The organism is Flammeovirga yaeyamensis, assembly GCF_018736045.1.
GTDB classification, from domain to species: Bacteria; Bacteroidota; Bacteroidia; order Cytophagales; family Flammeovirgaceae; genus Flammeovirga; species Flammeovirga yaeyamensis.
In genome coordinates, this window is the sequence record NZ_CP076132.1 from 2,249,061 (window position 1) to 2,274,186 (window position 25,126).

The 25,126-nt window shown below is 36.3% G+C and carries 17 protein-coding genes; 8 read left to right on the plus strand and 9 right to left on the minus strand.

Annotated features, from left to right (window positions below):
- Nucleotides 1-4 precede the first annotated feature (4 nt).
- Entirely contained in the window at nt 5-1,063 is a 1,059-nt protein-coding gene (locus KMW28_RS08780) for an acyltransferase family protein (RefSeq protein ID WP_169664551.1), read from the plus strand.
- A gap of 10 nt (nt 1,064-1,073) precedes the next feature.
- Here KMW28_RS08780 and bla read toward each other — a convergent pair whose 3' ends face one another.
- The 7 genes from bla to KMW28_RS08815 form a co-directional block, all read right to left on the minus strand.
- Nucleotides 1,074-1,802: a subclass B1 metallo-beta-lactamase gene (gene bla / locus KMW28_RS08785; protein WP_066208217.1), complete on the minus strand. Its 729-nt coding sequence runs from the start codon at nt 1,800-1,802 to the stop codon at nt 1,074-1,076.
- 90 nt (nt 1,803-1,892) lie between these two features.
- Nucleotides 1,893-3,365, minus strand: a complete 1,473-nt coding sequence (locus KMW28_RS08790) for an NAD-dependent succinate-semialdehyde dehydrogenase (RefSeq protein WP_169664550.1) — start codon at nt 3,363-3,365, stop codon at nt 1,893-1,895.
- A 38-nt stretch (nt 3,366-3,403) separates the two neighbouring features.
- Nucleotides 3,404-4,678 (minus strand): aspartate aminotransferase family protein, encoded by a 1,275-nt coding sequence (locus tag KMW28_RS08795; RefSeq protein WP_183363930.1) that lies wholly within the window; start codon nt 4,676-4,678, stop codon nt 3,404-3,406.
- A gap of 13 nt (nt 4,679-4,691) precedes the next feature.
- Nucleotides 4,692-6,140 carry an aldehyde dehydrogenase family protein gene (locus KMW28_RS08800; protein ID WP_205958192.1) on the minus strand — a complete coding sequence of 483 codons (1,449 nt, stop codon included), beginning with the start codon at nt 6,138-6,140 and terminating at the stop codon, nt 4,692-4,694.
- 1 nt (nt 6,141) lies between these two features.
- Nucleotides 6,142-7,269, minus strand: coding sequence for an alanine dehydrogenase (gene ald / locus KMW28_RS08805; protein ID WP_169664549.1), 1,128 nt, complete (start codon nt 7,267-7,269; stop codon nt 6,142-6,144).
- A gap of 8 nt (nt 7,270-7,277) precedes the next feature.
- On the minus strand, nt 7,278-8,504 hold the full coding sequence (locus tag KMW28_RS08810; protein WP_169664548.1) for a Zn-dependent hydrolase: 1,227 nt from the start codon (nt 8,502-8,504) through the stop codon (nt 7,278-7,280).
- A gap of 199 nt (nt 8,505-8,703) precedes the next feature.
- The gene (locus KMW28_RS08815; RefSeq protein ID WP_169664547.1) at nt 8,704-9,189 is read right to left on the minus strand and encodes an Lrp/AsnC family transcriptional regulator; all 486 of its coding nucleotides are present in this window, start codon (nt 9,187-9,189) and stop codon (nt 8,704-8,706) included.
- Between the two features lie 138 nt (nt 9,190-9,327).
- Between KMW28_RS08815 and KMW28_RS08820 the strand changes: the two genes are divergently transcribed.
- The 6 genes from KMW28_RS08820 to KMW28_RS08845 all read left to right on the plus strand — a co-directional run bounded on the left by KMW28_RS08820 (nt 9,328) and on the right by KMW28_RS08845 (nt 17,567).
- Entirely contained in the window at nt 9,328-11,793 is a 2,466-nt protein-coding gene (locus KMW28_RS08820) for a TonB-dependent receptor (protein ID WP_169664546.1), read from the plus strand.
- A 58-nt stretch (nt 11,794-11,851) separates the two neighbouring features.
- The gene (locus KMW28_RS08825) at nt 11,852-13,399 is read left to right on the plus strand and encodes a long-chain-fatty-acid--CoA ligase (protein WP_169664545.1); all 1,548 of its coding nucleotides are present in this window, start codon (nt 11,852-11,854) and stop codon (nt 13,397-13,399) included.
- A gap of 2 nt (nt 13,400-13,401) precedes the next feature.
- Nucleotides 13,402-14,526 carry an MFS transporter gene (locus tag KMW28_RS08830; RefSeq protein WP_169664544.1) on the plus strand — a complete coding sequence of 375 codons (1,125 nt, stop codon included), beginning with the start codon at nt 13,402-13,404 and terminating at the stop codon, nt 14,524-14,526.
- On the plus strand, nt 14,519-15,298 hold the full coding sequence (locus KMW28_RS08835) for an SDR family NAD(P)-dependent oxidoreductase (protein WP_169664543.1): 780 nt from the start codon (nt 14,519-14,521) through the stop codon (nt 15,296-15,298). Before KMW28_RS08830 ends, KMW28_RS08835 begins: the two co-directional genes overlap by 8 nt.
- Before the next feature lie 65 nt (nt 15,299-15,363).
- Entirely contained in the window at nt 15,364-16,773 is a 1,410-nt protein-coding gene (locus tag KMW28_RS08840) for an aminotransferase (protein ID WP_205958191.1), read from the plus strand.
- The gene (locus tag KMW28_RS08845; RefSeq protein WP_169664542.1) at nt 16,761-17,567 is read left to right on the plus strand and encodes an SDR family NAD(P)-dependent oxidoreductase; all 807 of its coding nucleotides are present in this window, start codon (nt 16,761-16,763) and stop codon (nt 17,565-17,567) included. The genes KMW28_RS08840 and KMW28_RS08845 overlap by 13 nt, the downstream gene beginning before the upstream one ends.
- Nucleotides 17,568-17,614: 47 nt before the next feature.
- Here KMW28_RS08845 and KMW28_RS08850 read toward each other — a convergent pair whose 3' ends face one another.
- Both KMW28_RS08850 and KMW28_RS08855 read right to left on the minus strand, forming a co-directional pair.
- Nucleotides 17,615-18,304, minus strand: a complete 690-nt coding sequence (locus KMW28_RS08850; protein WP_169664541.1) for a DUF4328 domain-containing protein — start codon at nt 18,302-18,304, stop codon at nt 17,615-17,617.
- Nucleotides 18,305-18,461: 157 nt separating this feature from the next.
- Nucleotides 18,462-21,743: a glycoside hydrolase family 2 TIM barrel-domain containing protein gene (locus KMW28_RS08855; RefSeq protein WP_169664540.1), complete on the minus strand. Its 3,282-nt coding sequence runs from the start codon at nt 21,741-21,743 to the stop codon at nt 18,462-18,464.
- Between the two features lie 383 nt (nt 21,744-22,126).
- On the opposite strand from KMW28_RS08855, the gene KMW28_RS08860 reads away from it, so the two are divergent.
- Complete coding sequence (locus KMW28_RS08860) at nt 22,127-25,126, plus strand: SusC/RagA family TonB-linked outer membrane protein (RefSeq protein ID WP_215585822.1); 3,000 nt, start codon at nt 22,127-22,129, stop codon at nt 25,124-25,126.

The following is a 25,126-nucleotide window of genomic DNA, read 5'->3' on the forward strand; positions in this document are numbered from 1 at the left end:
CTTTATGAAACAAAGTATTCTTTTTTCCAAAAATGACACATTACAAATAAAAGGAATAGGTATCTTGCTTATTGTTTTGCACAATTTTTTTCATTGGGTACAGCCCTCAACTGGAGAGAATGAATTTTTTTTTGATATCCTATTTTTTAAAAATTATGCTACATTATTAATAGATTATCCAGAACAATTTGTCAACTTATCATTTTCTTTTTTTGGACATTATGGAGTACAATTATTTATTTTCATAAGTGGATATGGTTTAAGTACATCGTATTCTATTAAAACCTCAACTTATTTTGCCTTTATAAAACATCGATTATTGAAAGTTTACCCCCCATTTTTGATTGGTGTTTTTGTTTTATGTCTTTATACCTTTTTTTTAAATAAAAAGGTGTTATCCATTCAATGGGGTCTATCTATTATATATAAGTTATTATCAATCCATATTTTCTTGCCAGAAGAAGCTTTAAGTATAAACGGTCCTTGGTGGTTTTTTGGATTAATAATCCATTTTTATTTCATCTTTATTCCCCTTCAGAGGCTTATAAATCGATATGGTATTAGCGGTTTTCTTGGAATTAATTTTAGCGCTTATTTACTTATATTTCTATTACTTGAGCCATTATTAGAACATAAAATTTATGTTATGGCCAATGTGATAGGTCATTTACCCGAGTTTACTTTAGGTATCTTCATTGCATCAAGAAAAGTGATAAGCATTCGAAAAAGTTGGTTTTTTATAGCATTGATTACTTTTAGTTTAGGGAATATTTTTTTTGTTTTTTATCCATTCACTTTTCTTTCAATAATAATAATTTTCTTGTTTCTATTTCAGTATAGAGGATCAATTTTGAATTGGATGAAAGCTTTGATCGAATTTTTTGGGGACTATAGTCTATTTATTTTCGTACTTCATGGTTTTTTTCGGAATATTTTTATTCCGCTTACAATAGAAAAATCTATACTTGAAGTTATTGGTTTTGCATTAGCCTATTTATTCTTTGTCACTATTTTGAGTGTGGTTTGTCAAAAAATATACAATTATCTGAAAACCATACTTTAATAAATTGGATTTACTTTTTTGTAAATAACTCAATTGAATAATCAATCAAATCCATACCTCCAATTTTACCATGTCCTGGAACAACTTTTTTCACATCAGGATATGCTAATTTCAATTCGGATAAACTTTCTGGCCATGCAATAGTATCAGCATCTTCAAGGTTTCCTTTCGACCAACCTAATGCTTTAACCAAACAACCTCCGAATAAGACTTTGTCACTTGGTATATAAGCCGTAATATTATCTGTAGTATGCCCCTTACCAAAGTACTTGAATTTCACCTCATGATCATCGACCATAATTGTGAGGGAATCTTTAAACGCATTCTGAGGGATAGGTTGATGATGTCTAGATGCATTTAATAAAGTTAGATATGAACCGTAGCTTTCTACTCCCTTTTTATGTAGGAAATTTAAACCCGCAGTACAATCCACATGAAAGTGAGTCGGCACTACAGCCTTTAGCTCAATATCATTTTCTTGAAGCCAATTGTATAACTCTTCTGTACTTTCTGCATCTGTTGGTGTATCGATTAAAACGGCTTCCTCGTCATCTATCACTAAAATCCCATTGCATTCCACTTTCCCAAAACTTTGTGTGTTTAAATAGGAAGTATGTTGCCAAACATGTTCAGATATAGCTTGTAATTTTAATGTTTCAGTTTGATATAATTTAGGAGTATTATAATCACAACTGAATAATAAGAGAAGTGTTATTGATAAGAGAAACTTAGTTTTCATTAATTTATGATTAGATTAGGTCTTAGTATTTAAAAACTCCCCAAAACAATAAAATGTTAAGGAGAGTATCAATTCTATTCGAATTTATTTTTAATATTCTTCGTCATCATCGACTTCCCCGAAACATAGATATTTTATTTCAAGGTATTCATCAATACCATACTTTGATCCTTCTCGCCCGAAACCACTTTCTTTAATACCACCAAAAGGGGCGACAGTGGTAGAAATCATTCCTGTATTGATACCAACCATTCCATATTCCAATGCTTCACTGACTTTCCAAATCACGGCGTAATCTCTGCCATAAAAATAGGCTGCTAAACCAAATGGAGTATCGTTTGCCAATTGTATTACTTCTTTAGTAGAAGAGAATTTGAAAATCGGCACAACAGGTCCAAAAATCTCTTCATGGTAGACCGACATGCTACTGTCAACATCAGTAAGTAGGGTAGGAAGATAAATATGATCGTTGGATGATGCAGTTTTTCCTCCATCAAGCAATTGAGCACCTTTCTTTACCGCATCATTCACAATGTAATTCACAAAATTAACCGCTCCTTGATCTATCATAGGACCAATAAGTACGTCCTCATCAAATCCATTGCCGACCTTCAACTTCTTGATTTCATCACTTAGCTTTTTTGTAAATTCAGCGTATACCTCTTCGTGAACAAAGAAACGATTGGAGCAAACGCATGTCTGACCAGCATTTCTAAATTTAGAAGCTATTGCACCGGCAACTGCTTTATCAATATCTGCATCTTTAAAAACAATAAAAGGAGCATTTCCTCCTAATTCCATCGATACCTTTTTAACTGTAGAAGCACAATCTTTAATCAATTGTTTCCCCACTTCAGTTGAGCCAGTAAACGATAGTTTTCGAACAATTGGACTAGAGGTTAATGCCTCACCAATTTCTTTTGTTCTATTGGAAGTAATAATATTCAACACACCTTTTGGAATTCCTGCTCTTTCTCCCAATTCGGCTAAAGCAAGAGCAGATAGAGGCGTATTTTTAGCAGGTTTGACGATGACTGTACAACCTGCAGCCAAAGCAGGAGCTACTTTACGAGTAATCATGGCGTTCGGGAAATTCCACGGAGTAATGGCAGCAACAACACCTACCGGCTGTTTGATGGTCACGATACGCTTATCACCTTGGTGACCTGGAATCGTGTCCCCATAAATACGTTTTGCTTCTTCGGCAAACCATTCTACAAAAGAGGCACCGTAGGCAATTTCTCCAATCGCCTCAGGTAGAGGTTTTCCTTGCTCTAAAGTCAAGATTTTCCCTAAATCCTCTTTGTATTCCATCATCAAATCAAACCACTTTCGAAGGATGCTAGATCTTTCTCCTGCAGTTTTCTTCTTCCAAGAGTGAAAGGCCACTTCAGCCGCTTTAATAGCTTCTTCTGTTTCTTCCTTTCCTAAATCAGGAACATCCGCAATAATTTCTTGATTGTATGGATTGTGTACATGAAAGTCCTTTCCTTCTTTAGAATTGACCCATTCTCCATTAATATAACAGGAGGTTTTAAATAGTGATTTATCTGTTAATTCCATGGTTATGTTACTTTGAGAGTGAAGTTAATGGAAAAAATTCAAATTGCTTCTGCTAAAGCGTTTTCAAAAATACGTAATGCTTGTTCGATTTGTGCTTCATTGACCACCAAAGGAGGAATCCAACGGATCACATTGGCATAACTTCCACAAGCCAACATCAATAACTTATTGTTGACACATTCGGTCAATACTTTTTTTGCCAATTCTGGTGATGGTGTACCATCTTCATTGATGAATTCTGTAGCCACCATTAACCCTCGACCTCTAACATCACCTATCATAGGATATTGTTGCTGTAGCTTCTTCAACCCCTCGATTAACTGATGACTTCTTTGGCGAACGTTTTCAAGAATATTTTCTTCTTTTATGGTATCGATGGTAGCCAATGCTGCAGCCATAGAGATGACAGATCCACCTCCGTAAGTACCGCCATGCGTTCCAGGAACCCATTTTTTCATGATCTTTTCCGTTGAAGCAATCCCAGAAATAGGCATTCCACTACCGAGTCCTTTGGCCATCACTAATATATCTGGAACAACATCACTTTGCTCAAAGCAGAAGAAAGTACCTGTACGGCCAAAACCACTTTGTACTTCATCGATAATTAATAAAATACCATGTTCATCACATACTTTTCTGAGATGTTGAAGGTAGCGTTTTGGAGCAGGAACATAACCACCTTCACCTAAAACAGGTTCGATGATAATGGCGGCAGTTTCATCTGGAGCTGACTGCCCTCTAAACACCAAATCCAATTGTTTAATTGCAAAATCAATGGCTTGATCTTCCGTCCATCCATATTGAAAATGATTTGGGAAGGGTGTAACAAAAATGCCCGATGGAAGAGGTTGATATTTATAACGGTACACGGTTTTTGAGGTCGTCATCGCCATGGTTAAATGCGTTCGCCCATGAAAACTGCCCTGCATCACAATTACATTTTGACGCCCAGTATATTGCTTGGCTAATTTCACACAAGCTTCCGTTGCTTCCGACCCACTATTGGAGAAGAAAAAACGGTTGAGAGGATTGGGGAGTAACTCATTCAGTTTTTCAGCCAATTCCACTGTCTTTGATGGAATCACGCAGTTCATCTGCCCAAAAATCAATTCTTGCGACTGATCTTGAATAGCTTGTACCACTTTTGGGTGACAATGACCAGTATTCGTCACACCAATTCCAGAAGTGAAATCCATGTATTCCTCTCCAGCCTCATCATATATATAAATGCCTTTGCCTCTTACAGCATTAATTTGAGTAAGGTGCGTCCAAACCGGCGATAATAATTCTTTTGTATCCATTAATGTGTTCATATTGATATTGAGTTTAAAGTGATAACCAAACTGCTTTTTCCTGAGTGTATAAGTCGATGGCACTTTTACCCATTTCTCGACCGTTACCCGACTGTTTATAGCCACCAAAAGGCACAGAAGGATCGAACATATCGTACCCATTAATCCATACAGTTCCAGATTGAATTTGATGGGCTACACGATGTGCTTTCGAAACATCTTTGGTCCATAAAGCAGCAGCTAATCCGAAAATGGAATGGTTGGCTCTTTGGATGATTTCTCCTTCATCTTTAAAAGAGGAGACGACCACCACAGGTCCAAAAATCTCTTCTTGTACTATTTTTAAATCGTCATTTTGATGAGAGAAAATAGTTGGAGAAACGAAATAACCCTCTTTTAAATCGCCTTCTAAACGATGACCACCAAACTCGAGTTGTGCTTCTTTTTTACCCAATGCTATATAACTAAGCACTCTGTTCATCTGGGTTTCTGATATTAGCGGTCCAAGATCTGGTGAGTCGATACCTTTTCCGATACTTAACTGAGAAGTTTTATCAATTAGTCCTTTGAGTACTTGATCATAGACTTTTTCGTGGATATATAATCTCGATCCAAGCGTACATTCTTGTCCACTATTATAGAAACTTGACCAAACCACACTTTCTATCACTTGATCAATATCAGCATCATCAAAAACGATATTAGGTGATTTACCACCCAGTTCTAGACTCACTTTCTTGAGATTACTTTCAGCAGCAGCGACCATGATTTTTTTGCCGACATCCGTAGAACCTGTAAAGCTAATTTTGGCTACTTTTTGATGTCGAGTAATGGCTTCTCCAGTAATCGCACCAGTACCTGTTACCACATTGAAATACCCTTTTGGGAAACCGGCTTCCATAATCAACTTCCCTAAATGAAGTGCAGTAAGTGGGGTTTGTTCAGCAGGTTTAAGAATACATGTATTTCCACAAGCAAGGGCAGGAGCGACTTTCCAAACGGACATCATTAATGGGAAATTCCAAGGAACAATGAGTCCAACCACTCCAAGAGGTTCTTGTCGAGTATAGACCAATTTGTTGGGTGAACTTACCGGAATTTGATCGCCATGAATCTTTGTGGTCCAACCCGCATAATATCTAAAATGATGGATACAAGAATCGACATCGTAAGCGGCTTTATCAAATGGCTTGCCGTTGTCTAATGACTCAAGATGCATTAAATATTCTTTATCTCTTTCCAGTAAATCAGCTACTTTGTGAAGTAACTGACCTCTTTCTGCAGGAGTTAGTGTATCATTTTCAAAAGCTAGTTGAGCACTATCAACTGCTATATCAATATCCTCTTTAGCTGCCAAAGGAACAGTAGTAATTTCCTGAGCATTGGCTGGGTTGATGACTGATAAACTTTCTTTATTATTGGCATCTACCCACTCGCCTCCAATAAGCATTTGCAAACGAGAAGGAATAATTATCTTTTCCATATTATACTTCTTCAGTTTCAAAAAATTCATTTAAAGGAACGAAAGGAAGATCAAAAGCTTCCGCCACAGGTTGGTTAACAACGTGACCTTGAATGATATTCAAACCTAACTTTAAAGCCTCATTTTCATCACACGCTTTTTGCCATCCATTATTGGCTAACTGAAGCACATAAGGTAATGTGGCATTGGTTAACGCAATAGTCGATGTATAAGGAACAGCCCCCGGCATATTGGCTACCGTATAATGTAGAATATCATCGATTAAATAAGTGGGTTGAGCATGTGTCGTAGGTTGAGTAGTTTCAAAACATCCGCCCTGATCTACGGCTACATCCACTAAAACAGTTCCTTTTTGCATGGAAGATAACATGTCTTTTGTGATTAATTTTGGTGCTTTTGCTCCGGGAATAAGTACGCCACCGATAATCAAATGATGGTTTTGTATGTGCTCTCTGATATTTAGTTCGTTGGCCATAACGGTATTGACATTGGCCGGCATCACATCGTCTAAATACCTTAAACGTTCCAAATTGATATCCATTATAGTGACGTTTGCACCCATTCCTGCAGCCATTTTTGCGGCTTCAGTACCCACAACTCCACCACCAAGAACAAGCACATTAGCCGGAGGTACACCGGGAACACCACCCAACAGAATACCCATGCCTTCCATCGGTTTTTCCAAATATTTAGCCCCTTCCTGTATCGACATTCTACCTGCTACTTCTGACATTGGAATTAAAAGTGGAAGCTTTTTGTCATTCGTTTGAACAGTTTCATAAGCCAAACAAACAGCTTCGGATTGAATCATCGCATGTGTCAATATTTCTGATGAAGCAAAATGAAAGTAGGTGAACACCAATTGATCTTTCTTAATCAGTTGATATTCGGCCTCAATAGGTTCTTTCACCTTCACAATCATCTCTGCTTTTTGATAAACCTCTTCAATGGTTGGTAACAACTCTGCACCAACTTTTTGATAATCATGATCAGCATATCCACTACCTAAACCGGCAGTCGATTGCACATATACCTGATGTCCATTTTTTGTTAACTCAAAAACACCTGAGGGAGTCATACCCACTCTGTTTTCGTTGTTTTTGATCTCTTTTGGGATACCAATAATCATAGCTTTATTTATTTGTGTTGTAATTGTAAACTAGCATGTAATAATACATTTGTACCTGCGATCACATCTTCCTTTTTGGCTGATTCTAATTCGTTATGACTCAACCCGTCTTTACAAGGAATGAAGATCATCGAAGTAGGGATAACCTTTGAGGTATACACCGAATCGTGTCCCGCACCAGAAATGATTCTTCGATGCGGATAGCCTAATGTTTCAGAGGCTTGTTGAACTGCATGCACACAGTTGTCATCGAAGACTACCGATTCGGAATGCCATATTTCCTCTAATTCAATGGATGATTTTGATTCTTTATCAATCGTTTGAATAACACTTAGAACAAATTCATGCATTTTGGTAAGCTGATCCTCATTAGGGTGGCGAATATCTAAAGAGATGCTCGCCTTTTCTGGAACTGTATTCTTCACTGCAGGAGAGGCATCAATATACCCAATAGTAATTCGGGCATCCTCTCCAAAAACCTCAGAAATTTTATACAATTCTGTTAAAAGGAGAGGGACACTTTGCATGGGATCGATACGGTAGTCCATAGGCGTAGGGCCCGCATGACATTCTTTGCCGCTAATATGAATATCATACCATCTGATACCTTGAACGCCCGTAACAATACCAATTTGCTTCTCTTCTCTTTCGAGTATTGGACCTTGTTCAATGTGAAGTTCCAAAGCATATTGAAACTCATTTGGCTTAACTGAATCAGTACCTTTATAGCCGATTGAGTTCAAAGCATCATGCAAAGTGATACCCTCTTTATCTTTCTGTTGGTAGGCATAGTCCAAACTGAATGTCTCCGAAAAAACACCTGAACCAATCATGGCAGGGGTAAATCGGGCACCTTCTTCATTGGTCCAAGAGGCCACCACTATATTTCTATCCGGAACATAATTTTGATCGTGTAAAGTATGTATTACCTCCAATCCAGCCAATACACCCATAACACCATCGTATTTCCCTCCAGTCGGTTGACTGTCTAAATGACTACCTAGCAATAGGGTAGGTAAATAAGGATCTTTTCCAGGGTAAGTCGCAAATAGGTTTCCCATAGCATCCACTCGAATACTACAGCCTAAACCTTTACACCAATCCTCGAAGAGTAATCTTCCTTTTTTGTCTTCCTCTGATAACGTGAGACGACATACCCCACCATTAGGAGTGCCACCGATTTGGGCGATTTCCATTAATCTATCCCATAATCGGTCACCATTAATTTTCATCATATCAATTCGTTGATTTACAATCGAAAAATTTAATTAATGCGTAAAGCTGATAATTAGCTTATTAAAGTTTGGGTATGACAATGAGGCCTTGATTAGCTACTTTTCTTTCAAAAAGAGCATAAAAAAGAGGCACTGTCAACCAACAGTGTGTTTGATATCATCACGTAATCTTAGCGGCGGGAATTACAGTAATGAGAAATTATTTTTCAACAGTATCAGCATGTTCAATTGCGTGTGCGGCCCACTTTCGAACATCCATATACATAGTAGTATTAGAATCGGTAATTCCTTCGATTGCATGAACCTTAGAAATTACGGTATCTAATAAATGCTTATTGTTTTTACAGGTCATATTGATCTCGATGTTGTAATTCCCGGAAGTGATAGCGACAAAACTTACCTCTGGAATTTTCACCAACTGATCGCAGACAGTATTTATCTTTTCTGCAGGGTGTACCTTAAGGTTTAAACGCGCATACGCTTCTAAACCTACTTTTAACGGATCGGCCCACCCGACGATATGTAGAATTTTACTTTCTACTAACTTTTGATACCTATTACGTATCATTCCTACTGAAACATTCATCTCGTTTGAAATATCTGTAAAAGATTTTCTCCCATCTTCTTTTAAATGAGATAAAACCTGAATGTCCATAGTATCTAGTTGAGCGTGCGTTATATCCATGTGAGTGTATAATTTTTATAAATGTCTGTATTAAATAAAATATTTGCAAATAATTTGATAAAAAATAAAATATTTGTATTCTTGTAACGGCTTAACTGAAATAAACATTAATAGAAATACAACCAAACACACAATACTATGAAAGTATTTAACTATCTATTGTTCATTTCTGCTATATTTTTTATCTCACTCAACGCACATGGACAAAATATCAAAGGGACTATCATCGATGGGGATTCTGGTACACCTATCGTAGGGGCTACAATTGTAGAAGTGGGTACTCAAAATGGTACAACTACTAATTTTGAAGGAAAATTTTCTTTGGTCTTATCTAAAAAAGAGACTCAGGTTAAAATAGAATTTATTGGATTTGAAGACATCACTAAAGATGTAAAAGAGGGTGATGTCTTAGATATAAAACTAACTCCCGATGAATTAACATTAGAAAGCGTAGTGGTTTCTGCGAATAGAGTAGAAGAAGATCTACAAACAGTAAGTGTGGCAGCCACTGTTATTACAGGCAAAGATTTAGAAGACATGTCTGTAAAGTCTACAGTAGAAGCTTTAAATACAGTACCTAACTTAATTACGGACTCTTATGGTCCATCTCAAACAAATATTTCTATTAGAGGTATTTCAACCAACTTCGATGGAGTAGGTCTTGAACAAGCAGTGGGTATGTACATCAACGATGTATATCAATCCAGAGCCTATGGCTTTAATGCGGTTATGATGGATATCGAAAGAGTAGAAGTTTTAAGAGGTCCACAGGGTACATTGTTTGGTAAGAATACGGTAGGTGGTGTAGCAAATATCATCACAGCTCAACCAAATATGGATAATGGTGCATCTATCGAATTGTCTGCTGGTAACTATAACTATATGCAAGCAAGAGGTATGGCAAATGTGATGTTGGTACCCGATAAGTTGGCATTTAGAGTAACAGGAGCTTATAATTATAGACAAGGTAGTTATGTAGAGCATTTATCTGAAGAAGGACAAGAGGCGAACAAAACAAAGTTTGGTGGAGCAAGAGGAGCATTATTATACAAACCTTCTTCTAAGGTCGATATCACTTTGGAAGGATACTATTATAATGATGCAAGTGCAGAAGCATCAATGACATATTTAAGTTCTCCTGATTTAGTGGCAGTAGATCCTGATTTATTTGCAGCAGATGACTGGGAAAACAGAAAAGCATCATTTAGTGAACCGTTTACGTTTAGTAGAGATCAATATGGTGCATCTGCCAAAGTGATAGCTCAAATGGGCACAGGAACTTTTTCTTCTATCTCAGCTTATTCAGCATCATCAGATCGTTCGATTCAGGATGTAGAAGTTTCACCAATTCCAGCCGTATATCTTGATAGAGGTCAGAAGTTTAATACTTTCACTCAGGAATTGAGATATAATTCAGATAAGTCGAAAAGATTCAGTTATATCGGAGGGTTATATGGAGTAAAAGAAACGATTGAGGGAAATGATATTGGTGTTACTCAAGAATTTCTACCTCCTTTATTAGGACCTGATTTTGGTATAGATGATCTATTTATTCCTGGTTATACAGAGGAAGTAAATAATTTGAGTACTATTGATAATACTTCTTTGGCTGCGTTTGTATCAGGTACTTTTAAATTTACACCTCAATTTAAAGCAACGGCAGGTGTTCGTTTCACACACGAATCGAAGGTGTTTAACACTCAACAAACTACGGTAGAATCTCAAGATGCCATCGATATGTTAGGATTCCCATTGGTGTATATGTTGGGAACACCTTACGACAATCAAGAATTCAAATCGGAAGATAATGTTATTACGGGTGATTTTGGGTTGAGTTATGAAATCAACCCCAACCATATGGTGTACGGTAAATTCGCCAGAGGTTTCAAAGGAACAGGTTACAACTTTGCTGTATCAAGTTATCTAAACTTAGAATCATTCATGATCGATCCAGTAGAAGAAGCGAATGTTTTATACAAACCAGAATACATCAATAGCTATGAGATTGGTTATAAATCATCATTTAATAATCGTCTGAGATTGAATGTAGCTGCTTACTACATCGATTATGAAAATAAGCAGGAATTACTTTTTGCAGGTTTAACCAACTTTATTGCTAACGCTGATAAATCGACGGGTTACGGTGGTGAAATTGAAGTTGATGCCATGCTATTCAAAGGCTTTAGAGTCAATTTAAATGGTGGTATCCAAAAGATGACTTACGATGAATTCAAAGTAGGTGATGTCGATTTGAGTGGTAATAAAATGGCCAAGGCACCAGAATTCACCATGTCGGTGACACCAGAATACACTAAAATATTTAACAACGGTTCTAAGCTTTTTGCCATGTTGAATGTATCGTATAATGGACAGTCATTTAACGATATCTACAATACAGAAAGTATCTCCAGAAAAGCGGCAGCCATAGTGAATGCTCGCTTGGGATATTCTATCAAGAACAGTCGTTACAACATTGGTATATGGGGCAAAAACTTAACGAATGAATTATACTTCGGACACGGTTTCCAAGGTTTAATTGGCGATTTCGTTTCCATCAACCAAGCAAGAACTTATGGTGCTGATTTAAAAATCAACATCTTCTAAGTCGCACTCCACAAGTAACATTACATCCAATAAACAGCACATATCTAAATTATCACTTATGTTTAATTTATCTATTGGACTTGAAGACGCAAGTAGACGTTTTCCAGGCAAGGAGGCAATTGTCTGCGGTCCAACACGACTAACTTTTAAAGAACTGAATGATGAAGCAAGTAAAATTGCTTCATCACTCCAAAAACATGGATTACAAAAAGGAGATCATGTAGCATTAAGTTGTCCTAATCTACATTACTTTCCAATGATATATTATGGCATCTTAAAAGCAGGTGGTGTGGTGGTTCCATTAAGTATTTTATTAAAAAATGATGAAATCAAATACCACTTGGAAGATGCAGATGCAAAATTTTATTTCTGTTTCGAAGGAGATGCACAATTACCGATGGGTAAATATGGTCGGAGAGCATTTGATACCACTCAGAGTTGTCAGTTATTAATTACTCTGGATGGGACATCAAATAATAAGGTGGAAAATGAGCTAACGTTGGAGGAATTTCTTGAGGATAGCAATACAGAGTACTCTACTCCTCAAATTCAATCCGATAATACGGCAGTCATCATTTATACATCAGGAACAACAGGACAGCCGAAAGGAGCGGAGTTGTCACATTCGAATTTAGGTTGGAATGCAAGTATGTGTCGTCACCTCTTTAAGTTGAAGGAAGAGGATAAGGCATTAACCGTGCTTCCGTTATTCCATATCTTCGGTCAGACTTGCTTGATGAACACAAGCATAATGCACGGAATTACCAACGTGATTATTCCAAGGTTTGATGCTGAATTGGTACTTAGTGCTATTCAACAAGAAGGGGTGAGCATTTTTGCAGGTGTACCAACCATGTATTGGGGATTACTTCATTTTAAAAATGAGAAATCAACAGTAAATATGGAACAGGTAAAAGCCAATTTAAGATTATGTATTTCTGGAGGAGCATCACTTCCTGTTCAGGTAATGAATGATTTTGAAGCCAAGTTTGAAATCCATATTTATGAAGGTTACGGCATGTCTGAAGGAGCACCTGTGGTTTCTTTTAATCACCCTGGTTTGAAAAGAAAATCGGGTTCTATTGGTTATCCTGTTTGGGGGGTTGAGGTAAAGTTAGTGGATAAACAAGGAGTAGAAGTGAAGCAAGGAGAAAGAGGTGAATTACTCTACCGTGGACACAATGTGATGAAAGGTTATTACAAACGCCCCGAAGCCACACAAAAAGTCCTAATAGATGGATGGATGCATTCTGGAGATGTCGCAAGACAAGATGAGGAAGGCTACTACTACATTGTCGATCGCACCAAAGATGTCATTCTTAGAGGTGGTGTCAATATCTATCCAAGAGAAATTGAGGAAGTGATGATACAACATGAAGCTGTTTCTTTAGTAGCTGTTATCGGCATTCATAACGATCGTCTAGGAGAGGAGATTAAAGCCTGTGTGGTATTAGAAGATGAACACGATATATCAAAGGAAGATTTAATTCAATGGACAAAAAGTAAGATAGCCGATTATAAGTATCCTAGGGAAATCGATTTCTTCGATGCTTTGCCAGTATCGGCAACTGGAAAAATTTTAAAAAGGGCACTAAGACATAACTAACAATGAAATTCAACAAAGAACTATGGGCAGCGTTTCTTCTCGGAAATGCAGGTCTTTTAATGATTTACCTTCTACCGATTATGGTTGGAGCAGTGTCTGAGCAATTTAATCTCACACCACAGCAATCGGGTTTGTTTGCTGCAAGTGACCTGATTGGTTACAGCATGAGTTCGATTTCCTCTTTCTTTTGGATCAACAAAACCAATTGGAAAAGAATGGCAATAATCAGTGTGTTGGTGATGATTTGTGGAAATGCTTTGACAACAATCGTTGGTTCTTTTCCGGTTTTATTATTGATAAGATGGCTTACAGGTCTTGGTCAAGGTATAGGGGTGGCATTAACGTTAGCAGTAATCAATAAGTTTGGAGATACCGACCGGAATTTTGCTGCTTATTTGATCATCACCCTTGTATTTGGAGCACTATGTATGGAAGGAATATCTTTCTTCCCCAATTATGAAAAAGCAGACGTCATTTATGCCATGCAGATTATTCTTGCAATAATTTGTTTGCCATTTGTGATACAATTTATGCCGAAAGGCGGTCGTCAACTGGAAGAAAAAGGCAGTAGTCAGAGAATACCAATCCTCGTTTTTTTATGTTTATTAGGTGTTTTATTGATGTTTGTAGGATATGGTGGATTGTGGTCGTTCACAGAACGAATAGCTGTGGCCAACCACTTCGATCCCGAATTTGTTTCTACTGTCCTTTCTTCTGGCTTGTTGATTGCCATTCCGGCATTAATGATTCCACTTTTTATTGGTAGTAAGTATGGAAGAATGTTGCCTATTTCTATCTCCATTTTAGGTCTGATTATCTATAGTTTATGCGTGGGTACAGACGATAAAGTCTATTTTACTATTGGTGTGCTTACAGGTAGTTTTGGGGTGAATTTAATTATCCCTTATCTCACCGGAATCATAGCAGATCAAGACCAATCAGGAAAAGGAGTCGTGATGGTTACCCCCATGTATTCCATAGGTTTTGCGATGGGACCTTTATTCTTATCGATGATTACCACAGATGGTAATTATCTAGTATTAAGCATAGTAAGTGTGTCCATTTTCTTGATGGTATACATCACTTATCTATCTGTATTAATCAAAAAGCCAGCAACAAATGAATGAATTTTCAATAAAAAATAAAACGGTGGTCATCACCGGAGGGAGTAGTGGAATTGGTCTCGCCTTATGTCATTTATTTGATAGAGAAGGGGCATTTGTGATTGCACTTGATATACAACCTCCTCAAGATCCGCCACGCTCCATACATCATTTTGTACAATGCGATGTAGGAGAGGCATATGCTGTCAAAAAAGCATTTGATAACATCAAAAGGCTGAATAAACCAATAGATGTTTTAATCAATAATGCAGGAGTGGGTTTCCTTCCAGGGAATATAGTGGACAGTGATCCTAAAGATTGGAAAACGATTTTCGATATCAATTTATTGGGGCCCATGTATTGTGCAAAATATGGAGTGCCATTAATGAATGATGGAGGGGTGATTATCAATACTTCCTCCCAATCGGCAGAGACTAAGGTAGGAGGAATGGAACCCTATAGTGCTTCCAAAACAGCATTGATTAGCATCACAAAATCGTTGGCCTTAGAGCTGGCAGACAGACAAATTCGTGTGAATGCAGTATGTCCGTCCAATACAAAAACGCCGATGATGGAATCTGCAGAGGATGCGGATTACACTCAGTATATGAGCGAAGTATTTTCACCTTTAGGTAGAGTGGCAGAGACCAATGATCTCGTTGGTGTTTATCAGTTTCTAGCCTCAGATGCCGCCAAATTCATCAACGGACAAGCGATTTACGTGGATGGCGGATGGACGGCAGGGGTAAGTCAGCAACTGATGGAGCAAGTATTTGCCAATACCATAAAATCATAATACATCCTTAACCAAACGGATGAACAATTCAAGTTTAACCCATAATAATTTAAACATTTTTCATTATGAATATGGATTCAACAAACATCAAAAGACAGCAAAAGGATTATTGGACGTTGGATAAACAACATGTCATTCATCCTTACACCAACTTCGAAAAATTCTCTGATGAAGGTTCGGTCATCTACGCTAAAGGAAAAGGGCATCATATTTATGACGAACAAGGAAGAGCTTATTTGGATGGAATTGCAGGTCTTTGGTGTGTAAATATTGGTCATGGTAACGAAGAAATAGCAGAGACCATGGCGAAACAATCTCAGAAGTTAGCGTATTACAACACTTTTGAAGATGCTAGTTCAAAACCAATGGCCGAACTTGGAGAGAAGTTAGCAGAAATTTCTCCAGGAGCATTGAACCATGTATTTTATGGTACAGGTGGATCGATGGGAAATGATACAGCGGTAAAGATTGCGCACTATTATTTTAATCTCTTAGGGAAACCCAATAAGAAGAAGATCTTATCAAGAGATTTGGCGTATCATGGAAGCACGTATTTAGCCCATGCGATTACGGGTATTTCATCTACACACATGTCATTTGATTTACCACATCAATTGGTACATTATTTAACGGCTCCATATACTTATCGTAATCAAGGGGATCGAACTTTAGAAGAGTTTATCGATTTTCTAGTGGATGAAATGGAGGAAGCGATCATCAAGATTGGCCCAGATAATATCGCTATGTTTTTTGCAGAGCCTATCATGGGTGCTGGAGGTGTAATTGTCCCTCCAGGTGATTACCATAAGAGAACACATGCCCTTTGTAAAAAGTACGATATTCTCTATGTTTCTGATGAGGTGGTCACTGCTTTCGGACGATTAGGTAAGATGGTGTCATCAAAATATCTTTTTGATGTGGAACCCGATATGTGTGTCTATGCGAAAGGTATTTCCTCAGGGTACATTCCACTGGGAGCAACCATGATTTCAGATCAAATTCATCAAGTCATCTCAAAACCAAAAAAGGATAATCCTTACTTCTCTCATGGCTTTACGTATTCAGGACATGCTTTATCTTGTCAGGTAGGTCTTAAGAATATTGAGATTCTAGAAAGAGATAATTTCTGCGGACATGTGTCAAAGTGGGGTCCTTATTTCGAAGAAGAATTAGGAAAACTGAGTGAATACGGTATAGTAGGTGAAGTAAGAGGAAGTCATTACATGTTGGCATTGGAATATGTGCAAAATAAAGAAACCAAAGAGAGTTTTGCTCCTGAAGTGAACATAGGAAAAAGAGTTTATCACCACGCCAAGCAATTGGGATTGATTATCCGTCCGATTGGTAACTTGAATGTGCTGTCGCCACCACTAACGTATGATCAGAAGGCGATTGATAATACCATCAATATCATGAGAGAAAGTATTGAAAGAACGATAAAAGATTTAATTGAAGAGGGATTATGGCAGCAATAAAACACCTACAAGATAAAGTGATTATCGTTACAGGAGCAGCATCAGAAAGAGGTATTGGAAATGCGACTGCACATCAAATTGCGAAAGAAGGAGCAGTAGTAATTGTGACGGATATTGAAAGAAATCAACATCTGATGGCTACGGTGGTGGATGAAATTCGATACAATGGAGGGAAAGCTTTTGGGGTGGTTATGGATGTCACCTCTCAAGATGATATTGATCGAATGATATCAGAAGTATTATCAAAGTACAAAAAGATTGATAGCATTTTTAACAATGCGGGAACACCTATTGGCGTTGGAGATTTCTTGATGTTGGATGAAAACATTTGGAAGACCACCTTTGATGTGAATGTTTTAGGAATGCAACGACTTTGTAAATCCTTAATGCCTCATTTTTTAGAACAAGGGAAAGGTGTAATAGTCAATAATGCCTCATCGGCAGGGTTAGGAGGTTTGCCCGAGTTTTCAGCTTATGGAACATCAAAGTTTGCAGTAGTTGGTCTAACAAAGCATTTAGCTGCTGAATTTGGGCCTAAAAATATTCGGATAAACTGTGTATGTCCGGGGATGATAGATACCTCTATGTCAGACATTGAAGTGAATGCTTTTATGGAAGAAAATAGTTTGGATAAAGAAGAAGCTATTCAACAACTCACAGAAATTGTTCCTCAGAGAAGGTATGGTCAGCCAGAGGAAATAGCAAAAGCTGTAGTTTTCTTGCTTAGCGATCAATCGTCGTACGTAAATGGGGTAGCCCTCTCTGTTGATGGTGGTTTACCTGTTGGAACTTAACAAACAAGGGTTGTTGTTCATTATTTGACAACAACCCTTGTTTATTTCTAAGCTAAGGAAATATTTCCCTCTTCAGCTTCAGAACTTGTATCAATCATTTTAGTCTCCATTTCGTTATAATAACTGATCATTTTAATAGCTAATAATGCAGCAATTATAGAAACTGCACTACTAAATATTTCAACAGCAGTCCCCGTTTTTAATTTTTCTACGGTTTCTTCTAAAGTATATAATTTAGAAGTAATAGTGTTAAGGATATTGTTTACAACCCATAAGCCCCACCAAATATTGACCATAAAAGAGTTATCCTTTATTTCCTGTCCATTTTTTTGTAAGTATTGCCTTAATTCCAGAAATAATTCACTCATAATTTGATAAGGACGTACCCAGTTTAAGAATGGGATAAACCAACTCCAAACTGTTTCAGATTCTGAGTAACCCAAATAATCCACTTTTAATTTTAGATTATGATATGCTCTTCTCATCCATTTGATGAATAAGATACCTGTAATTATAAGTCCGATTACATAACCAAATTGAGCAAAAGCATTCAATCCTAAAGGAATGCCAAAAAACATGATATAGTCATCAGCAAGAGCACTTTGGTCTTCAATGTCTATTAAAATATTATAAATAATAATGTGATTCACCATCATTACAAAGGAAAGAAAACACATAAATCCAAGGAAAATTTTAGCAATAGATGCTCTTTGATTGTTTACTCTAAGTTGTTCCATTTTGAAAAAATTGATTGAAAAAAATATTAAGAAGTCACTGTTTGAAGTGCGAAGATTTGTTATTCCATTTTTAATGAAGAATGCTTTCATCAAAAATAATAAAAAAGGGCGGTTTAGAATTAAAACCACCCATTTTTATCGATATAACAATCTACATTTAATTAATGTTGTTAGAATATCTCATTTTACTCTTTTCAAAAAGTTGATTCGATTTTAATTTCTTGAAAGGCACTAACATAAATTCATAACTATAATCTTGAGTTGGGTCAAGCATGTATTGATCCATTGCTCTCGACCACCAAGAATTCACACCACCAACACCTTCTTGAAGATGATCAATATGCCACTGTACACCATCCAATTTTTCAATTTGATAAGGATGCCTTTGATCATGTCTCAAATTTTTAGGGTAATTGTATGATGCATCTCCAGCATCAAGAGATTCGTCGGTATAATTAATAGCGCTAGTACTTAATTGATATTGATCCGAAGAATAAGCCAATAATCCAACTCCTTTATTATTTTGTAATGCTATCCATCTAACATCAGTATGATTCCCAAATTCTTGTGGACGGATATAAGGTATTTCTTGGTCACTAACTTTTTTGGTAAAAAGATCGACATTATTAGCACTATTTCTATCAGCATAATTATCTTCAGGACCTCTGCCAAAAAAGGACATATTATCAAATTCTTTTTTCAAGTTCATTCGTAGACCGACTCGAATCAGTTCAGGCAATTTTTCTTTTTCTTCCATGCCTTTTAAAGTACTTTTTACTTTCAAGGAACCATCGCCAAAAACAGTGTATTCCATAACGAATTTGGTCTCTACATTTGGTAAATGATAAGTAATATTCATTTGTACTACATTATCTTTAATCTTCTCTGTGGTGATATTTTCAATAGAAAATTCATGAGTTGCCACATTCCAATCTTTCGCTTTTTGGAAAGCGTAAGCACCCATATCGTTACAAGTTAAACCTCTGTAGAAACTTGGAGTTAAACCTGATTTATCCTGAATAAATTCTGTTCCTTTGAAACTATAAGAAGTGAAAGTTCTTTCGTTTTTATCAAATACAAAACTGAAATTCTTATTCTTTATCTGAATTTTATTATCACCTTCATCTAGAGAAATAGAAGCTAACTTTTCAATATTTACATTTTGTAATTGAATATCATTCGGGATTTCAAATTGATCTAAAGCAATGGTATAATTAGATGGAACAAAATGACTCCCATTATCATTTCTTACTTCAAAATGAATAAAACATTCTTTGTTTTGAGGAAGTGTACCATAATTTAATAGAATCTTCTCTACCTGATGTGGAGCAGTTTTTAATTTAATTGTAGGTAGTCTTTTGAGGTATTTTCCATCGGCCTTTATAAATGGATATATTGAGTATCCAGATAAATCCGTAAAATCAAACCAGTTTTTGATTTCAAATTCTCCTTTCGCTACGTCTAAAGCTTTAAACTTAATATTTTGATAATTCTTCTTTACTTCAAAACTACTCGGCTTTAACTTTCTATCTGAATCAACAATACCATTTGCAAGGAAAGCTCCATCTGAAGGGACATTTTCAGGACCAAAATCAGCTCCATAAGCAAAGAAAGCATTTCCATCTGCATCCTTTGTGTAAAGTCCTTGATCTACCCAATCCCAAATAAAGCCACCTTGAAGGTTATCATATTTTTCATATAAATCCATGTATTCTTTGAGACCACCACCAGAGTTACCCATATAGTGTTCGTACTCACATTGAATCAATGGTCGATCTGTATACTTTTTAGCGTAATCTTCTATGAATTTATGATCGCCATACATAGGACAGTAAATATCCGTATTCCATTCCAAGCCAGCTCTTTCGTATTGAACAGGAATGTCTGTTACACTTTTTAAATACAAATACGATTGATAGAAGTTATACCCATTACCCGATTCATTACCTAACGACCAAGTCACTATACAAGGGTAGTTTTTGTCTCTTTCATACATTCTTCGTGTACGATCCACAATCGATTTTTCAAAAGATGGGTTATTACTAATCGACTTCCCTTTTTCAAGACTATAACCCATACCATGAGATTCTACATTGGCTTCATCAACGACATACATACCATATTCAGCACATAATTCATAAAAACGTCTAGGTTGAGGATAGTGAGAGGTACGAATAGCATTGATGTTTAATTTCTTCATCAACTCTAAATCCGTTCTCATTATATCCTCGTCCACCACATGTCCAGTATAGGCATTATGTTCGTGTAGGTTAACTCCCTTCACAATGATTGCCTGACCGTTAATTAAAAACTGACCATTTTTTACTTCTGCAGATCTAAAACCAATTCTTTCTGCTGTTGTTTGAAGGACCTTCCCATCTTTTTCAACAGTGATAAGTAAAGTATATAATTGAGGGTTTTCTGCATTCCAAGATTTTACATCCTCTACAAACTCATTGTATTTTACTTCTTGATGTCCATGAGCAGGAATTTCTATTTTTTGAGATTTTTGTAGAATAACATTTGCATTCGAAGTAACCGTTTTATTATCAAAAAGTTGGTAGGATATGGTCGCTTCTTCTACTTGATTGCTAGTGTTTTCCACCTTGATAGATAAATCTAACACACCATCCTTATAATCATTTTTTAGAGTAGTAATCGCTCCAAAATCTTGCAAATGCACAGGGTTTTGAGCAATTAAAAATACATCTCTTTCAATTCCACTAAATCTCCAGAAATCTTGACATTCTATATAAGAAGCATCTGACCAACGGTAGACCTGAAATCCAATCGTGTTTTCACCCTTCTTTAAATAAGAGGTAATATCAAATTCAGAAGGAGTTTTTGATCCTTGAGTATAACCTACTTTTTGTCCGTTGATATAAATAAAAGCCGCTGATTTTATAGCACCAATATGTAAAACAACATTTTGAGATAGGAAATCATCGTTTACATCAAAAGTTCTAAAATAAAGACCGACTGGATTTTTTTGTACCGGAACAAAAGGAGGGTTAGGCTTATCCATTTCAGTAAATCCTTTTGCACGTTCTCTTACATCAGCAAATGGATAATAGTCATTGTTATATATAGGGATGTCAAATCCTTCTACTTCCCAATTGGCAGGGACTTTAATTGTATCCCATTTGTCATGACTAAAATCGGACTTTGAAAATCCTTTTGGAATATTGATTCCATTTTCTAGCAATTTAAATTTCCATGTGCCGTTTAAAGAAAAATAATTTGATGAAGCCTCATATTTATTCTTTAAAGCATCTTCTTGAGTTGTAAAAGGAAAAAATGCAGCTCTTGGATCCATTTTATTTTCCCCAATCATATCAGGGTTTTCAATATAAGGGTCAGGATTTCTTTCTACTTGAGCATAGACTTGATGCATCAAAAAGGAGAAAAGTAATAATAATTTTAGTTGGAGTTTGTTCATTTCTGTATAAGTAATAAAAATTATATAATAATTGGTTGTTGCGTAAATATCTTAAATTGTACCTTATTAAAAAAAGATATAATGAATAATATTCTATATAAATCATGAATTGAGAATATATTTCAGTAGTTGTTTTATGATGAAAATGATTTATATATAATAAATGTTAATAATAAAGATACCTGTTTTTAATCAATAAATATTCATTTTATGGTTATAATAGATGTTTTTTAAATCATTCCTAATATTTTGAACCCAATACAAATGATTTTTGGCTATCATTATTTAATAATAAAAATAATAAACTAATTTTTATAAATAATAAATATTATTAACTTGCTTCGAAATGAAACATGAACTACCAATTAATTACGTAAACAACTATGCGAATTATTACTAAACTTAAAACTCTATTACTTTTCACATTTCTATTTTTGGTGAATTTTACATTCGCTCAAAATAGAATGGTGACCGGAGTAGTATCAACAGAAGCAGGCGAATTACTACCTGGGGTAAATGTTGCTATTAAAGGAACAACAACAGGAACTATTACAGATGTGCAAGGGGAATTCCACATCGAAACAAATTCCGAAAGTACTTTAATCTTCAGTTTTATTGGATTTGGAACTGTAGAGATGAAAGTAGGTTCACAAACGAAAATGAATGTCATTCTCTCAGAAGGTTCAGAGCAACTAGAAGAGGTGATTGTTGTTGGTTTTGGTGAACAGAAAAAGGAAAACGTAACAGGTTCCTTAGAAACAATTGGTTCAGAAACTATTAAAGATAGACCTGTTACTTCTACATCAGCTTTATTTCAAGGGACACTTCCAGGGGTTGTTGCTACACAAACTTCAGGACAACCGGGTGCGGATAACATGGATATCCTAATTCGAGGTTCTTCATCAATTAATGATACTCCAGCATTGGTAATTGTCGATGGAATGCCAATGAGCATGAATAATATCAACCCCCAAGATATCGAGTCCATTACTGTGTTGAAAGATGCTTCTGCAACAGCTATTTATGGTGCACATGCAGCAGGTGGTGTTATTCTAATCACAACAAAAAGAGGTAAAGAAGGAAAGGTGTCTTTTGGTTACAACGGTTATGTTGGTGTACAAACTCCAACAATGGAGCATAAGTTTGTAGGTGCTGTAGAGTTTATGGAGCTAAGCAACTTAGCTAGACAAAATGATGGAGTAAATTCAAATCCAGTATTTACTCAAGATCAAATTGATGAATATAGAAATGGATCAAGACAAGGTGTGAACTGGAGGGATGCGATCATGTCTAGTACAGCAATGCAGCAACAACATAATATGACGGTTTCAGGTGGTAGTGAAAAGGTGAAGTATTATGGTTCTGGTTCATTTTTCGATCAAGGTGGATTAACACCGAATACTAATTTTCAGAGATATAACTTCAGAATGAATGTAGATGCGAAAGTGAATGATCGATTAACAACACATTTCAAATCAGCTTTTGATAATTCAGTGAGACAACAACCAACTAGAGGTATTGGTTCTGCTTATTATAATGCAAACATTTACTCACCAATCGATCCAATCAAATGGGACAACGGAGAATGGAATTATGTAAGAAACGGAAACCCAGTTAGATGGATGGAAGAAGGTGGTGATAGAACTTCAAATTGGGTGAACACTCAGTTAATGTTAGGAGCTGAATACAAAATTGTTGATGGTTTAAAAGCAGTTGTAGATTATAATTTTAGATACTCTCATGATAGAGGAAAGGCATTTAATAATAAACATGACTATTACGACGGGGATGGTAAGTTAGTGAAAACCGAACCAAACTGGTACGAGGACTATAACGCCGCAACCACATATAGTGGTTTACAAGCTCGATTGGATTATGAGAAACATTGGAATAACCACTATCTAAAAGCCATGGTAGGTTATTCAAACGAGACGCAATTATGGGAACAAGGTTCAATGACTCGTTACAATTACCTAACGGATAATATTCATATTATTGATGCAGGTTCTCGTGATCCAAAAGATTGGATGATGGGTGGTACTGCTGATCAGTGGGCTATCCAGTCTCTTTATGCAAGAGTCAATTATGCTTTCAAAGATAGATACCTTTTTGAAGCCAATATTAGACGAGATGGTTCTTCTAAATTTGGTCCTAGTCACAGATACGGATTATTCCCATCTCTTTCATTAGGTTGGAGAATTAGTGAAGAAAGTTTCTTAAAAGATGTGGAGTGGGTAACTAACCTAAAAGTAAGAGGTTCTTGGGGTAAAGTGGGTAACCAAAATATTGGTAGTTTTGATTGGACTCCAACTTTGGCTGCTTCATCTGCTGTGATTGGAGGAGAAGGTGTGACTGCTGTTTATTACGATAAAACGGCCAACCCAGACATTAAATGGGAAACAAAAACAACAACAAACTTTGGTTTAGAAGCAGACTTCTTTGGTCGTTTAATCGGATTTACGGTAGATGTATTTACCAACAGAACGACAGATATCTTAATGAATGTACCAGTACCTCCTCAATTTGGTTATGATGCTCCAAGAGTAAATGCAGGTATTGTAGATAATAATGGATGGGAAGTTTCAGTAAGACACCAAAATCAAATAGGTGATTTCAACTATTTTGTCAACTTAAACCTATTTGATAATAGAAACAATGTGGTGGACATCTTAGAAACTGGTCCATGGATTGATGATATGCGTTTTACTGATGTTGGAGCACCAATGAGAGCATGGTATGGTTTCCGTTCAGATGGAATTTATCAAACGGATGAAGAAGCAAAAGCCAATACTGCACACTATAATCTAAATAATAATATTGGAGCTGGTGATATCAAATTGGTGGATATCAATGGCGATGGTGTAATTGATGGTGATGATAGAGAATTACTAGGTGATCCAAACCCGAGATACATGTTTGGTATTAACCTAGGAGGTAGTTTTAAAGGGTTCGATTTCAATATCTTATTTAATGGAGCCTTACAAAGAGATGTTGTTTTAATAAATGAAGCAGCTGTACCGTTCTTCTTACAAGCTACACCTCAAGAATGGCAAGTAGAAAAAGCATGGCCAAACTCTAATGAATATCCAAAGTTTAGAGAAGAATATACAGTAAATGATCCGGGTAGATATTTTTCAGATTTCTGGATTCAAGATGGTAAATATATTCGTTTAAAGAACGTTACTGTAGGTTATACTTTTAGTGCGGATTTATTGAAAAAAGTAGGGGCTACATCAGCAAGAATCTATGTCTCAGGTGATAACTTATGGACCTCATCGGCTTTATGGTCACCAACCATTGATCCTGAAATTTCAAATGGTAGTAGAGGTGCAAGTTATCCTCAACTTTCTGTGTACACAACTGGAATTAGCTTAAACTTCTAA